Genomic DNA, 14,111 nt, shown 5'->3' on the forward strand with positions numbered 1-14,111 from the left:
CGGCGACGATCGACGCGCATAAAGACGGGTAAATGGGAATGACGCAGGAAAAACTGGTGGTTTGTGGCAAATGCGGCGGGGTCAATCGCCTGCCGCCGGGAGGCGATGCCGGGGACGCGAAATGCGGAAAGTGCGGCTCCAGGCTGTTCTCGGGTCATCCTGCAGACGTCGATGCACAGAGTTTCGATCGCCAGGTCACGCGAAGCAGCCTCCCCGTCGTCGTCGACATATGGGCACCATGGTGCGGCCCGTGCAAGATGATGGCGCCGGCCTATGAAGCGGCAGCCAGCGAACTGGAGCCGCATGTTCGACTGATCAAGCTCAATTCCGACAACGAGCAGGCCGTTACAGCCAGGCTCGGCATCCGCGGCATCCCGACCATGATCATCTTCCACGGCGGACGGGAGGTTGCGCGCACATCCGGCGCAATGACGGCGGGACAGATCGTCAGGTGGGTCCGCGATCACCTGCCGGCCGCAGCCTGAAAGCTGCTACTGCGTGGATTTCGCTGATCGCCGTGCCCAGCACGACGGGCGAACTGATGGCCGACACTGAGCACAGAAGCCATATGATGACATTAAGAAGTTCGAGACATCGAATGACGAATTTTCATATGATGACCTCGCTTTTGGCCCGCACTGGGGGTATGGATCCTCAGATCCGGCAAAGTTGGGAGGACCCATGCAGCAGGCCGAACATCGAACGTCCCGGCGGTCGTTCGTCTCTCAGGTTGCCGACGCCCTGCGCGGCCAGATCGAAGCCGGCTTTTATGCGCCTGGCGATAAATTGCCGACAGAACCCGCGCTGATCGACCGGTTCGGGTTCAGCCGCACCGTGGTCCGGGAGGCCATCGCCGCGCTTCGTGCCGATGGGCTGGTGGAATCGCGGCAAGGCGCCGGCGTCTTCGTTCTCGGCCCGAAACCCGTCGACGAGGGATTGAAGCTGTTCACTGACGAAACGAACAAGATCTCGGACATCATCGAAGAGCTCGAGCTGCGCATCGGCATCGAAGTCGAGGCAGCCGGCCTTGCCGCCGCCCGCAGTTCGCCGGCGCAAGAGGCCGAAATCGAGGCCCAGGTCGAAAGGTTCGCCGACCTCATGGCGCAAGGGCAACCCACGGACGATGCCGACTTCCAGTTCCACATGGCGATTGCCGCCGCAACCAACAACGCCAGGTTCAAGGCCTTCCTCGAACATGTCGGCCGGCGGATGATCCCGCGGGTGAAGTTCAAGACGATGATGGGCGGCGTCGACCCCTTGCCCAATCGCGACCATCCGATTCTGCAGGAGCACAGGGAAATCGCCGATGCGATCCTCGCCCGCGACCCGGATAAGGCGCGTGAGGCGATGCGCCGCCATTTGGTGACCGGGATAAAGCGCTATCGCGCCCTGACCGTCCGGCGCCCGACAAATCAGGACAACAGCGGCGGTTGACTCGCCAGGATACTCATCATATGAATATAGATGACATCATATTAATTTGTGGGATGAGTTCCTTTGTCGCCAGATGAAATCAAGTCGCGTGTCGCTTCAGGGCTGCTGTCGTTTCCGGTCACGCATTTCAACGAGGATTTCAGCCTCAATCTCGAAAGCTATCGCGCGCATGTCGAATGGCTGTCGGGGTTCGGTGCCGCTGCCCTGTTCGCGGCCGGCGGCACCGGTGAATTCTTCTCTCTGTCGCCGGAAGAGGTCGCCGACGTTACCCGCGCGGCCAAGGATGCCTCGGGAGACGTGCCGATCATCGCCGGCTGCGGCTACGGCACGGCGCTCGCCACGGAAATCGCCCGCCGCGCCGAGGCTGCGGGAGCCGACGGTCTCCTGCTTCTGCCCCACTATCTGATGGAGGCCTCGCAAGAAGGGATTTTTCGGCATGTCCAAGCCGTGTGCCAGTCCACCGGCCTCGGCGTCATCATCTACAACCGTGCGAACTCGGTCGCCAATGCCGACACCGTCGCCCGCCTTGCTGACGCGTGCCCAAACCTCATCGGGTTCAAGGACGGCACAGGCAAGATAGATCTTGTCCGCCACGTCACTGCAAAGCTCGGCGATCGGCTCTGCTACATCGGTGGCATGCCCACGCATGAGCTGTTCGCCGAGGGCTTCAACGGCGCCGGCGTGACGACTTATTCCTCCGCGGTCTTCAACTTCGTGCCGGAATTGGCCCAGCGCTTCTACAGGGCGATGCGGACAGGTGATCGCGCTGTGATGGAAGAAATCCTGCACAGCTTCTTCTTCCCCTTCGCGGCTTTGCGCGATCGCGAGCAAGGTTATCCGGTGTCGATCATCAAGGCCGGCGTCGAGCTCATCGGACGGACACCCGGCCCGCTTCGGCCGCCGCTGACGGATCTGAAGCCGCAGGAGAAAGACGTGCTGCGCGGACTGATCGAGAAGATCGCCGCCTAGCCGCCGCGAGATCGGCAAATCGTCGGCCGAACGGGATGAGGAGGATCGTCTCGTGCGACAGCCAAAACGGAAGATCCCAAATGGAAGATCAAGGGAGGAGTGACATGAACAGAAGCATTCATGCGATTGCAGCTGTCGTATTGATGACCGCTGCCGCGCCATCGGCCGTTGCACAGGAAGCGGCGCAGGAGATCCGTATCGTCCTGCCGGAGCAGCCGGCCAATCTGGAGCCCTGCGGCACCATCATCACCAATGTCGGCCAGATACTCAGCCAAAACGTGGTTGAATCGTTGACCGTCATCGATCCGGTCAGCGGACAGCCCCAGCCGAAACTGGCGACGGAGTGGACCAGCGTGGACCCGACCACCTGGCGGATCAAGCTTCGCGATGGCGTCAAATTCCAGGACGGAACCGAACTCAATGCGGATGCGGTCGTCTTCTCCATCAACCGGATGATCAGCGGCAAGCTTACCTGCAGCAACATTGCGAAATTCGGCGATGCCAAACTGACGCTGACGCCGGTCGACAAGCTGACCGTCGAAATAAAGTCGGACAGGCCCGAGCCCATCATGCCGACGCTGTTGAGCGTGGTCATGATCGTCTCGCCGAAGACGCCGGTCGACCAGGCGGTGAACGATCCGGTCGGCACCGGCCCGTTCACGCTGTCGACCTTTTCCCCGCAGACCGTGGTGCTGGACGCGTTCGACGGCTATTGGGGCAACAAGCCGCAGATCACCAAGGCAACCTATGTCTGGCGACCCGAATCCTCGATTCGAGCCGCCATGGTGGAGACCGGGGAAGCCGACCTGACACCGTCGATTGCCATCCAGGACGCCAGTAATCCGGAGACGGATTTCGCCTACCTGAACTCCGAAACCACTGCCATCCGCATCGATGCCGCCGAGCCGCCGCTCGACGACCTGCGCGTGCGCAAGGCGCTCAACCTGGCGATCGACTGGGAAGGCCTTGCGCAGCTGTTCGGCGACGACGTCAAGCGTGCGTCGCAGATGGTCGTCTCCGGGATCAACGGCCATGACGATGCGCTCGAGCCTTGGTCGTATGATCCGGAAGAGGCGAAAAAGCTCATCGAAGAGGCGCGCGCGGCGGGTGTCGCGGTCGACACCGAGATCAAGCTCATCGGGCGAAACGGCATCTATCCGAACGGCGCCGAAGCGATGGAGGCGATGATGACGATGTGGCAGGACGCCGGCCTCAACGTCAAGCTTACCATGCTCGATGTCGCCGACTGGCTGCGCTATCTGCAAAAGCCGTTCCCGGCGGAGCGCGGCCCCAATCTCCTGCAGATGATGCATGACAACAACAAGGGCGATGCGGCCTTCACGGTGCCGATCTTCTATCGATCGAGTGGCAGCTACTCGACCTTGGCCGATCCGGCATTCGACAAGCAGATAGACGAGGCGCTGGCGGCGACCGGCGATGCCCGCACCAACAGCTTCAAGGCGATTTTCGGCAAGGCCCGCAACGAAGTGGTGGCGGACATCCCGATGTTCCACATGATCGGCTACACCCGGGTTGGCACCAGGCTGGAATGGAAGCCCGATATCACCACCAACAGCGAAATACCGCTGGCCAATATCGCCATCAAAGACTGAGCGATACGGGGGCGCCAGGCGGTCGTCGCCCTGCGCCCCCGACCCGTTGCCTCCGTCGATATCCGCCGAAGGGCATCCGAAATGATAATCTATCTTGGACGCCGGGCGTCGCACAGCATCCTGTCGGTCATCGGTCTTTTGACCTTGGTTTTTTTCCTGACACGGCTCACCGGCGATCCTTCCGCCTTGTACCTGCCTCTGGACTCGACTGCGGAAGCTCGGGCCGCGTTCGCGCGGTTGAACGGCCTCGATCAGCCGATCCATTGGCAGTTTCTGGGATATCTGCGCGATCTGCTGCAGCTGGATTTCGGTGAATCGCTGCGCCAGAACCGCTCGGCGATGCAGGTCGCGCTTGAGGCGTTCCCGGAAACACTGAAGCTGGCCGTCGTCGCGATCACGCTGTCGACCGCCTTGGCAATCCTTGTCGGCTCTCTGGCGGCCGCGCGGCCGGGCAGCATCTTCGACCGTATCGCCAGCCTCGTCTCGCTGGCCGGCGCAAGCGCGCCGGATTTCTGGGTCGCCATCGTCGGCATCCTTGTCTTCGCCGTGGGGCTCGGAGTTTTGCCGACATCGGGCACCGGCAGCTGGGCGCACTGGATCATGCCGACCTTCGTGCTGATGCTTCGCCCTTTCGGTCTCCTGGTGCAGGTCGTGCGCGGAACCATGCTGTCGGCGCTTGCCTCTCCATACATCAAGACCGCAAGGGCCAAGGGCCTGCCGCGGCAGAAGATCATCTTCGGGCATGCGCTTCGCAACTCGCTGCTGCCGGTCGTCACGGTCGCCGGCGACCTGGCGACCAGCCTCGTCAACGGCGCCGTCGTCGTGGAGTCGATATTCGGCTGGCCCGGCATCGGCAAGCTGATGATCGATTCGATCATCCAGCGCGATTTTGCCGTCGTCCAGTCGACCATTCTGGTGACGGCAACCGCCATCTTCATCCTCAACATCGCAATCGACCTGCTCTACGCGGTTCTCGATCCGCGCATCCGGTACTGAGCCATGACGATCATCACCCCCGACATCAAGCCGGCGGCCGTTCCAGGCAGCGGTCGCGTGCTTTTCGCCTATTTGAAGCGCGACAGGCTTGCGCTCGCCGCTGCTATTTTCCTGGCGATCGTCGTCATCGCGGCGGTCCTTGGCCCGTGGCTGGTGGGCGACGCCGCATCGCGGCTCGGGCTGCGCCAGCGCAACCTCGCCCCGTTCTCGCTGGCCAGCGGCTGGATCTACGTCCTTGGCGCCGACACCCTCGGCCGGCCGATCCTGGCCAGGCTGATTGTCGGCGCGCAGAACACGTTCGGCATTGCCGCGGCGGCGGTGTTCGCGTCAATGCTGGTCGGTGGAACGCTGGGCCTGATAGCGGGCTATTCGGAGCGCTGGTACAGCCATCTCATCCTGCGCCTGGCCGATGTCGTCATGAGCTTTCCCTCGCTGCTGCTGGCGCTTATCGTGCTCTACACGCTGGGTCCGAGCATCACCAACCTGGTGATCGTTCTCGCCGTCACGCGCATGCCGATCTACCTCAGAACGGCGCGCGCGGAAGTGCTGGAGCTGCGCGAGCGCATGTTCGTCAGCGCGGCGCGAGCCATGGGCGCGAAGCCGGCCCGGATCATCATCCGGCACATCGCCCCCCTGGTCCTGCCGACATTGGTGACGATTTCAGCCATTGACTTCGCGACCGTCATTTTGTCGGAATCGGCGTTGAGTTTCCTTGGCCTCGGCATTCAGCCACCCGACTTCACCTGGGGCGCGATGGTGGCAAACGGCCGCGGCTATCTCGCCACCGCCTGGTGGATCGCATTCTGGCCGGGCCTTGCAATCATGCTGACGACGCTGTCGCTCAACATCCTCTCGAACTGGGCGCGCACCGTTGCCGATCCGCAGCAACGCTGGCGCCTTCAGACATTGCGAAAAGCTGCCCGATGAGCAACGCGACCATTCTCAAGGTCGAGGGCCTGACCGTCGATTTTCTTTCGGATGATCAGCCGGTACGCGCCGTCGGCGATGTCTCTTTCCACGTCAGCCGTGGCGAGACGCTGGTGATCCTCGGCGAAAGCGGTTCGGGAAAGAGCGTCAGCACCAGCACGGTGATGGATCTCGTCGACTGCCCGCCAGGCGATATCGTGGCCGGCTCCTGCTTCTTCGACGGCGTCGAACTGTCAGGCCTCGGCGCCGAGGCGCGCCGAAGCATCAACGGCCGCAGGATTGCGATGATCTTTCAGGATCCGCTCGCCTATTTGAACCCGGTCTACACGGTGGGGCGCCAGATCGAGGAGGTCTTTGAGAGCCACGGTGCGGCAGCCGGCAAGGGCGCACGCGCCAAGACGATAGAACTGCTTCGGCGGGTCGGCATTCCAGAGCCGCAAAACCGCGTCGACTTCTATCCGCATCAGTTCTCGGGCGGACAACGCCAGCGCGTGATGATTGCCATGGCGATCGCGTTGAAACCGGACATCCTGATCGCCGATGAGCCGACGACTGCCCTGGACGTCAGCGTGCAAGCGCAGATCCTCGATCTGCTGCGCGATCTCCAGCGCGAAACCGGCATGGCGTTGATCATGATCACCCACGACCTCGAAGTCGCCGCGTCCATGGCGGACCGGATTATTGTCATGAACGGCGGCATGGTCGTCGAGACGGGCATCGCCAGGGAGGTCTTCAGCAATCCGCAGCACGCCTATACCCGCCGCCTCATCGCCGCCCTGCCCCACGGCAACGCAGCGGAGGCGCCGAACAGGCGTTCGACGGCGATCGCCGGCGAGACGCTGCTCAAGGTGGAACATCTCACCAAGCACTATGAGCTTGCTTCCGGAGCTTTTAGCAGCAAGCGGACGTTCAAGGCGGTGGACGACATAAGCTTCGAGGTCAGGAGAGGAGAAACGCTCGGCATCGTCGGCGAGTCTGGCTCCGGCAAATCGAGCGTCGCGCGCATGCTGCTGGGGCTGAACGCGCCAAACGCCGGTAGCGCGGTCTTTGCCGGTGAGAACATCTTCGACATGAATGGGACGCGCCTTATGGCGTTTCGGCGCAAGGTCCAGATGATCTTCCAGGACCCATACGGATCGATGAATCCGCGCATGCGCGTTTACGCCATCATTTCCGAACCCTGGGTGATCCACCGCGATATCCTGCCGAAGGAGAGGTGGAAGGCTCGCGTGGCAGAGCTCCTGGAATTGGTGGGGCTGTTGCCGGAGCACGCCGAGCGCTACCCGCACCAGTTTTCCGGCGGCCAGCGACAGCGCATCGCCATTGCGCGCGCACTTGCCAGCGAGCCGGAACTGATCGTCTGCGACGAGGCGGTTTCGGCGCTCGACGTCTCTATCCAGGCGCAGGTGATCGACCTTTTGGCCGACCTCAGGACGAGGCTCGGCCTCTCCTATATTTTCATCACCCACGACCTGCCGATCGTGCGTCATTTTGCCGACCGGATCATGGTCATGAAAGACGGACGGATTGTCGAGGAAGGCCAAACCGCGGCGCTGTTCGGGGCGCCTCGCCACGACTATACGCAAAGCCTGCTGCAGGCTGTGCCCAGGCCCAAATGGCTTACGCAGGCTCAATAGTTCCCTGGATATCGGCCTCGATTGTCCGTGCGCGCCCAGCTAGCGTTGCCGATTGATGGACCGAATGCGCTTGACAAAATGGCGATCGCCCGCTCAATTTGACCCATTCACCAGGGGGGTCCCGGCAAGGGGCTGAGATACTGCTGGCTTTCGCGGCGCAGTGACCCGTTGAACCTGATCCAGTTCATACTGGCGTAGGGACGGTGCAAGCGCTTTGCGGGAGTCCATGCCCGAAAACCTGTAAGCAGGCCAACCAGAGCGTCTTTTCATCCTTCCGGCACAGAACTGGGTCTCCAATGCATGAGCAAAGGAGCCTCAATATGAATGCCCTAACCCCAGCGGTCTCAACGGGACCGCTGCCTGCCTCACGGAAAATCCACAAGTCCGGCGTCCTCTATCCGCACATCAAAGTGCCGATGCGGGAAATCGCCGTCCACCCTACGGCAGGCGAACCGCCTGTCACCGTTTACGATCCGTCCGGCCCCTATACAGACCCGACTGTCGAAACCAGCATCGAAAAGGGCCTCGCCAGGTTTCGCCATGAATGGGTTACGGCGCGCGGCGACGTCGAATTCCACGATGGCCGCAGTGTCAGGCCGGAGGACAACGGCTTCGCGTCAGGTGAGCGCCTGACGCCGGAATTTCCCGTGCGCCACCGGCCGCTAAAGGCAAAAACGGGCAAAGCGGTGACGCAGCTTGCCTATGCGCGCGCCGGGATCATCACCCCCGAAATGGAGTTCGTCGCCATTCGCGAGAATCTCGGCCGCGAGAGCTTACGCGGCGGGATGCAGCGCGACGGCAACTCTTTCGGCGCGGCGATCCCGGACTTCGTCACGCCGGAATTCGTGCGCGACGAGATAGCGCGCGGACGGGCTATCATTCCCTCCAACATCAACCACCCGGAGAGCGAGCCGATGATCATCGGCCGCAATTTCCTGGTCAAGATCAATGCCAATATCGGCAATTCAGCCGTCACCTCGTCGATGGCCGAAGAGGTCGAAAAAATGGTCTGGGCGATCCGCTGGGGAGCCGACACCGTCATGGACCTGTCGACCGGTCGCAACATCCACAACATCCGCGAATGGATCGTCCGCAATTCGCCTGTGCCGATCGGAACCGTGCCGCTCTACCAGGCGCTTGAGAAGGTCGGAGGGATCGCCGAGGACCTGACCTGGGAAATCTACCGCGATACGCTGATCGAACAGGCCGAACAGGGCGTCGACTATTTCACCATCCATGCCGGTGTGCGGCTGCACTACATCCCGCTGTCGGTCGACCGGGTCACCGGCATCGTGTCGCGCGGCGGCTCCATCATGGCCAAGTGGTGCCTGCATCATCACCGCGAAAGCTTCCTCTACGAGCATTTCGAGGAAATCTGCGACATCTGCCGCGCTTACGACGTGTCGTTCTCGCTCGGCGATGGCCTTCGTCCCGGCTCGATCGCCGACGCCAACGACGCGGCGCAGTTCGCCGAACTGGAAACGCTCGGCGAGTTGACAAAGGTCGCCTGGGCCAAGGATTGCCAGGTCATGATCGAGGGGCCGGGCCATGTTCCGATGCACAAGATCAAGGAGAACATGGACAGGCAGCTCGAAGTCTGCGGCGAGGCGCCCTTCTACACGCTTGGGCCGCTGACCACCGACATCGCACCCGGCTACGACCACATCACCTCAGGCATCGGCGCGGCGATGATCGGCTGGTACGGCACGGCGATGCTCTGCTATGTCACGCCCAAGGAGCATCTCGGTCTCCCGGACCGCAACGACGTCAAGACGGGCGTCATCACCTACAAGATAGCCGCGCACGCCGCCGACCTCGCCAAGGGACATCCGACGGCGAAGGTCAGGGATGACGCCCTTTCCCGCGCACGCTTCGAGTTTCGCTGGGAAGACCAGTTCAACCTGTCGCTCGACCCCGAAACCGCGCGCTCCTTCCACGACGAGACGTTGCCGAGGGAGGCGCACAAGCTGGCGCATTTCTGCTCGATGTGCGGGCCGAAATTCTGCTCGATGCGCATCTCCCACGACATTCGGGCCGAGGCACAGAAAGAGGGCATGGCGGCGATGGCCGCGAAGTACCGCGAGGGCGGCAATCTTTACATGCCAGTGGACGGCGAACCGCCCATGCCGAAGATGCCGGAGCCGTCATGAGGCTGCTGGTCAAAGGGGCCGGCGTCGCCGGCCTCACCGCCGCCTTCGAACTCGCCGCCCGCGGTGCTGCGGTAACCATTGCCGAGACCCGGCATGGCCTTGGCGGCAACGCATCATGGATGGCCGGCGGCATGCTGGCGCCCTGGTGCGAGCGCGAAAGCGCCGAGCAGCCGGTGCTGGATCTCGGACGCGATGCCGCCGACTGGTGGGATGCTGTCCTGCCGGGTCATGTCACGCGGGCCGGAACGCTCGTTCTGGCAATGCCGCGGGATGCGGGCGAACTCGACCGGTTTGCAAGCCGCACGTCGGGTCATCGGCGGATCGACGAAGACGAAATCGCGCTCCTGGAACCCGATCTCGCCGGCCGCTTCCGTCGCGGGCTGTTCTTCCCGGGCGAAGCCCATCTCGACCCACGCCGTGCAATGGCGGCGCTGCATGAAAAACTCGCCGGAAGCGGCGTCGAGTTCCGCTTCGGAATGGACGCCCTGCACATGACGGGATTCGACCGCGAGATCGACTGCATGGGAATGGCGTCCAGCGATGAAAGGCTTCGCGGCGTTCGCGGCGAGATGCTGATCCTGCGTACACCGGACATCTCGCTGTCGCGCCCGGTCAGGCTGCTGCACCCGCGTTTGCCGCTCTATCTAGCGCCGCGCGCCGACCACCATTTCATGGCGGGTGCAACGATGGTCGAGAGTCTGTCCACGGAGCCGGTCACGGTGCGGGCGATGATGGAACTCCTGAACGCCGCCTATTCGGTTCATCCCGCCTTCGGCGAGGCCGCGATCGTTGAGACGGGCGTCGGCATTCGACCGGCGTTTTCCGACAACCTGCCGCGCGTCGAAGCGCATGGCAGGAGCGTCGCGATCAACGGGCTCTACCGCCATGGTTTCCTTCTGGCCCCCGCCATGGCGCGTCGGGCGGCCGACCTTGTTTTCGATTCTGACAAACCGCTGGAACTTGCTGATGAAACTGACGGTCAACGGCGAAGCGCATGAGATCACCGCCGCCACCCTGGCGGAGCTTCTCGCGGCGCTCGGCTACGAAGGCAACTGGCTTGCAACGGCAGTGAACAGCGAGGTTGTGCACGCGACTGAGCGGGCGCTGCTCCAGTTGAAGGACGGCGACCGGATCGAAATCCTCTCACCCATGCAAGGAGGTTAGTGACGTGATCGAGCTTTACGGAACCAAGCTTCCGTCGCGCCTGCTTCTCGGCACCGCGCAGTACCCCTCGCCCGCCATTCTTGCCGATGCGGTCAAGGCATCCTGCGCGTCCGCGGTGACCGTCTCATTGCGCCGCGAAATGGCCGGCGGCAAGGGTGGCGAGAAATTCTGGTCGCTTATCCAATCGCTGCGGCTGCATGTCCTACCCAACACCGCCGGTTGTCACTCCGTCAAGGAAGCCGTCACGACCGCAAATATGGCGCGCGAGGTCTTCGGCACGAACTGGATCAAGCTCGAGGTGATCGGCAATCATGACACGCTGCAGCCTGACGTCTTCGGCTTGGTCGAGGCCGCGCGAATCCTGTGCGACGACGGCTTTGCTGTATTTCCTTACACGACGGACGATCTCGTCGTCGCCGAGCGATTGCTGGAAGCCGGATGCAGGGTGCTCATGCCCTGGTGCGCGCCGATCGGTTCTGCGCTTGGACCGGTAAATATCACCGCGCTCCGCTCGATGCGCGGCCATTTCCCGGATATCCCGCTGATCGTGGATGCGGGCCTCGGCCGCCCATCTCACGCGGCTCTTGTGATGGAACTCGGCTTCGACGCGGTGCTGCTCAACACGGCAGTGGCCAAGGCCGCCGATCCGATCGGCATGGCGCGCGCGTTCGGCAAGGCGGTCGATGCCGGCCGTGAGGCCTATCGCTCGGGCCTGCTCGAGCCACGCGACCTCGCCGTCCCATCGACGCCGACAATCGGCCGGGCAGTCTTTCAATGAAACTAGATCCTTTTTATCTGATCGTCGATAGCGCCGCCTGGATTGAAAGGCTGGCGCCGCTCGGCGTCAGGCTGGTGCAGCTTCGCGTCAAGAACCTCGCCGAGGCTGCGTTGCGCGCCGAGATCCGCAAGGCGAAGGCCTTGTGCGCCCGATACAAATGCCAGCTCATCATCAATGACTTCTGGCGGCTGGCGATCGAGGAGGACTGCGATTTCATTCATCTCGGACAGGAAGATCTGCAAGCGGCGGACCTTACCCGGATCAGGGCTGCAGGTCTCCGTCTCGGCCTCAGCACGCACGACCATCTCGAACTCGAAACAGCCCTTGCCGCCAGACCGGACTATATCGCGCTCGGCCCAGTCTATCCGACCATCCTGAAACAGATGAAATGGGCGCCGCAGGGGCTCGAACGGCTTGGCGAATGGAAGCGCCGGATCGCGCCGACACCTCTGGTCGCGATTGGCGGCCTCAATCCCGACCGGATCGAGGGCGTCTTCGGTGCCGGTGCGGACAGCGCCGCGGTAGTGACCGACATTACATTGGATGCCGATCCGGAAGCGCGAACGCGCCAGTGGATCGAAAAGACGAGCCGATGGCGTTGAGGCGCGAACCGCATGTGCTTGTCGTCGGCGGCTCGGACTCCAGCGGCGGCGCCGGCATAGCCCGCGACATTGAGACGATTTCCGCCCTCGACTTGCGCACCTGCCTTGCCAGTACCACCGTGACGGTGCAGACGCATGAAGCCGTCGCGCAAATCCACAATTTGCAACCCGGGCTGGTGGCCGATCAGATGCGTGCCGCGCTGCAAGCCAATGCGGTCGGGGCGATCAAAATCGGCATGCTCGCGACGGAGCAAACCGTCGTCGCCGTCGCGGATGTGCTGCGCCAAAACCCACAGATACCGGCAGTCATCGACCCGGTGCTGGTCTCTTCTTCGGGTTGGCCGCTTCTGGACACAGGCGCTATCGGCGTCCTGAAGCATGAACTCATCCCGCTTTGCCGTCTCGTCACACCCAACCTCATCGAACTGGCTGTCCTTGCCGGCTCAGACCTGGCCATCGACGAGGACGGCGTATTGCAACAAGGTCAGAAATTGCTCACCGCCGGATTGCAGGCCCTGCTGATCAAGGGCGGCCACGCCGCGGGGTGTCGATCGACGGACATCCTGCTGCGCGCCGATCAAGAGCCCATCCGCTTCGATGCGCCGCGTCTTGGCGGATCGATGCGCGGGACGGGTTGCGCGCTGGCCAGCGCCATCGCCGCGCACCTGGCAAACGGAAGCCTGCTTGAAGACGGCGTGCGCAAAAGCAAGCTGTTGGTTTTCGAGAAGCTTCGGAAATCGATCTCTCGGGATTGAGGCGGTTGAGCTTGGCGGGGGCTTTTCTGGGCAGCAAGCTGGCGGCCGGTTCTTCGCCTTCCTTCGGAGAGTCTCTCAGACAGCACGCGAAGTAAATCGCCTTGTCGGGTCTTGTCTCAAGCGATGTCGTCGCGAATGCAGGCCTTCAAATGGCCATCGGACGTTGTTGCCCGTAATGGCGGGACGATGCCGGCGCAAGCGTCGAGGGCAACCGGGCAGCGGGTTCGGAAAACACACCCGGTCGGCGGATTTGCCGGGCTTGGAATGTCGCCCTTCAGCACCTGCCGGCCTTGCCTGGCCAGCGGGTCGAGCGACGGAATGGCCGAGAGCAGCGCGCGCGTATAGGGATGCTGCGGCCGGGCATAGAGCGCGGCAGCAGGCGCGACTTCCATGATGCGGCCGAGGTAGAGAACGATCACCGTGTCGCAGATATATTCGACGACGGCCAGGTCATGCGAAATGAACAGCATGGTCAGGCCGAGCCGGACCTGCAGGTCGCGCAAAAGATTGATGATCTGCGCCTGAATGGAGACATCGAGGGCAGAGACCGGCTCGTCGGCGACGATGAATTCGGGTTCGAGCGTAAGCGCCCGGGCGATACCGATGCGCTGGCGCTGCCCGCCCGAAAATTCGTGGGCGTAGCGATCATAGGCATCGACTGGCAACTCAACAGCAGCAAGCGCCTTCTCAGCCTTCGCCCGCCGCTCGCGCCTGCTGCCGATGCCCTGAATATCGAGGCCTTCGGTCAGGATCTGACCGATGGTCATGCGCGGCGACAGGCTGGCGAACGGATCCTGGAAAATATACTGCATCTTGCGGCGCTGGCGAGCCAGAGGCCCGGCGCTCAGCTTGGTGATATCGACGCCGTCAAACCTTATTTCGCCGGACGTCGGCTCGATGAGACGCAGCACCGAGCGGCCGATCGTGGTCTTGCCCGACCCGGATTCGCCGACGAGGCCGACCACCTGGCCGCGCGCGATGTCGAAGGAAATATCGTCCAGCGCCCTGACGACAGGACCGCGCGAGAACGCCGTCGGCGCAAAATGCTTGGTCAGGTTCCTGACTGAAAGGAAGGGAGCGTTCACT

The 14,111-nt window shown here is 62.8% G+C and carries 14 protein-coding genes and 1 riboswitch; of the genes, 13 read left to right on the forward strand and 1 reads right to left on the reverse strand.

Translation table 11 applies throughout. From position 1 onward, the window contains the following. The first annotated feature begins 38 nt into the window (after positions 1–38). The 13 genes from trxC to thiD all read left to right on the forward strand — a co-directional run bounded on the left by trxC (position 39) and on the right by thiD (position 13,025). Positions 39–485: a thioredoxin TrxC gene (gene trxC / locus AC0L2B_RS08190; RefSeq protein ID WP_473744870.1), complete on the forward strand. Its 447-nt coding sequence runs from the start codon at positions 39–41 to the stop codon at positions 483–485. A gap of 196 nt (positions 486–681) precedes the next feature. Then, positions 682–1,434 (forward strand): FadR/GntR family transcriptional regulator, encoded by a 753-nt coding sequence (locus AC0L2B_RS08195; RefSeq protein WP_473744871.1) that lies wholly within the window; start codon positions 682–684, stop codon positions 1,432–1,434. 63 nt (positions 1,435–1,497) lie between these two features. Next, positions 1,498–2,403 (forward strand): 5-dehydro-4-deoxyglucarate dehydratase, encoded by a 906-nt coding sequence (gene kdgD / locus AC0L2B_RS08200; RefSeq protein WP_473744872.1) that lies wholly within the window; start codon positions 1,498–1,500, stop codon positions 2,401–2,403. A gap of 104 nt (positions 2,404–2,507) precedes the next feature. Then, positions 2,508–4,016, forward strand: a complete 1,509-nt coding sequence (locus AC0L2B_RS08205) for an ABC transporter substrate-binding protein (protein ID WP_473744873.1) — start codon at positions 2,508–2,510, stop codon at positions 4,014–4,016. 81 nt (positions 4,017–4,097) lie between these two features. Next, positions 4,098–5,012 (forward strand): ABC transporter permease, encoded by a 915-nt coding sequence (locus AC0L2B_RS08210; RefSeq protein WP_473744874.1) that lies wholly within the window; start codon positions 4,098–4,100, stop codon positions 5,010–5,012. 3 nt (positions 5,013–5,015) lie between these two features. After that, positions 5,016–5,939 carry an ABC transporter permease gene (locus tag AC0L2B_RS08215; protein ID WP_473584247.1) on the forward strand — a complete coding sequence of 308 codons (924 nt, stop codon included), beginning with the start codon at positions 5,016–5,018 and terminating at the stop codon, positions 5,937–5,939. Beyond that, the gene (locus tag AC0L2B_RS08220) at positions 5,936–7,576 is read left to right on the forward strand and encodes an ABC transporter ATP-binding protein (RefSeq protein ID WP_473744875.1); all 1,641 of its coding nucleotides are present in this window, start codon (positions 5,936–5,938) and stop codon (positions 7,574–7,576) included. Before AC0L2B_RS08215 ends, AC0L2B_RS08220 begins: the two co-directional genes overlap by 4 nt. Before the next feature lie 102 nt (positions 7,577–7,678). Further along, positions 7,679–7,795: riboswitch (TPP riboswitch) on the forward strand. Positions 7,796–7,896: 101 nt separating this feature from the next. Next, positions 7,897–9,726, forward strand: coding sequence for a phosphomethylpyrimidine synthase ThiC (gene thiC, locus AC0L2B_RS08225; protein ID WP_473744876.1), 1,830 nt, complete (start codon positions 7,897–7,899; stop codon positions 9,724–9,726). Further along, positions 9,723–10,724, forward strand: a complete 1,002-nt coding sequence (gene thiO, locus AC0L2B_RS08230) for a glycine oxidase ThiO (RefSeq protein ID WP_473744877.1) — start codon at positions 9,723–9,725, stop codon at positions 10,722–10,724. The genes thiC and thiO overlap by 4 nt, the downstream gene beginning before the upstream one ends. Beyond that, entirely contained in the window at positions 10,693–10,890 is a 198-nt protein-coding gene (thiS, locus tag AC0L2B_RS08235; RefSeq protein ID WP_473744878.1) for a sulfur carrier protein ThiS, read from the forward strand. Before thiO ends, thiS begins: the two co-directional genes overlap by 32 nt. A gap of 4 nt (positions 10,891–10,894) precedes the next feature. Then, positions 10,895–11,668 carry a thiazole synthase gene (locus tag AC0L2B_RS08240; protein WP_473744879.1) on the forward strand — a complete coding sequence of 258 codons (774 nt, stop codon included), beginning with the start codon at positions 10,895–10,897 and terminating at the stop codon, positions 11,666–11,668. Next, positions 11,665–12,270, forward strand: coding sequence for a thiamine phosphate synthase (locus tag AC0L2B_RS08245; protein WP_473744880.1), 606 nt, complete (start codon positions 11,665–11,667; stop codon positions 12,268–12,270). The genes AC0L2B_RS08240 and AC0L2B_RS08245 overlap by 4 nt, the downstream gene beginning before the upstream one ends. Next, on the forward strand, positions 12,261–13,025 hold the full coding sequence (gene thiD / locus AC0L2B_RS08250; protein WP_473744892.1) for a bifunctional hydroxymethylpyrimidine kinase/phosphomethylpyrimidine kinase: 765 nt from the start codon (positions 12,261–12,263) through the stop codon (positions 13,023–13,025). Before AC0L2B_RS08245 ends, thiD begins: the two co-directional genes overlap by 10 nt. Before the next feature lie 116 nt (positions 13,026–13,141). Here thiD and AC0L2B_RS08255 read toward each other — a convergent pair whose 3' ends face one another. Beyond that, the gene (locus AC0L2B_RS08255; RefSeq protein WP_473744881.1) at positions 13,142–14,110 is read right to left on the reverse strand and encodes an ABC transporter ATP-binding protein; all 969 of its coding nucleotides are present in this window, start codon (positions 14,108–14,110) and stop codon (positions 13,142–13,144) included. Position 14,111: the final 1 nt, after the last annotated feature.

The sequence above is a fragment of the Mesorhizobium sp. WSM4815 genome, assembly GCF_055811575.1.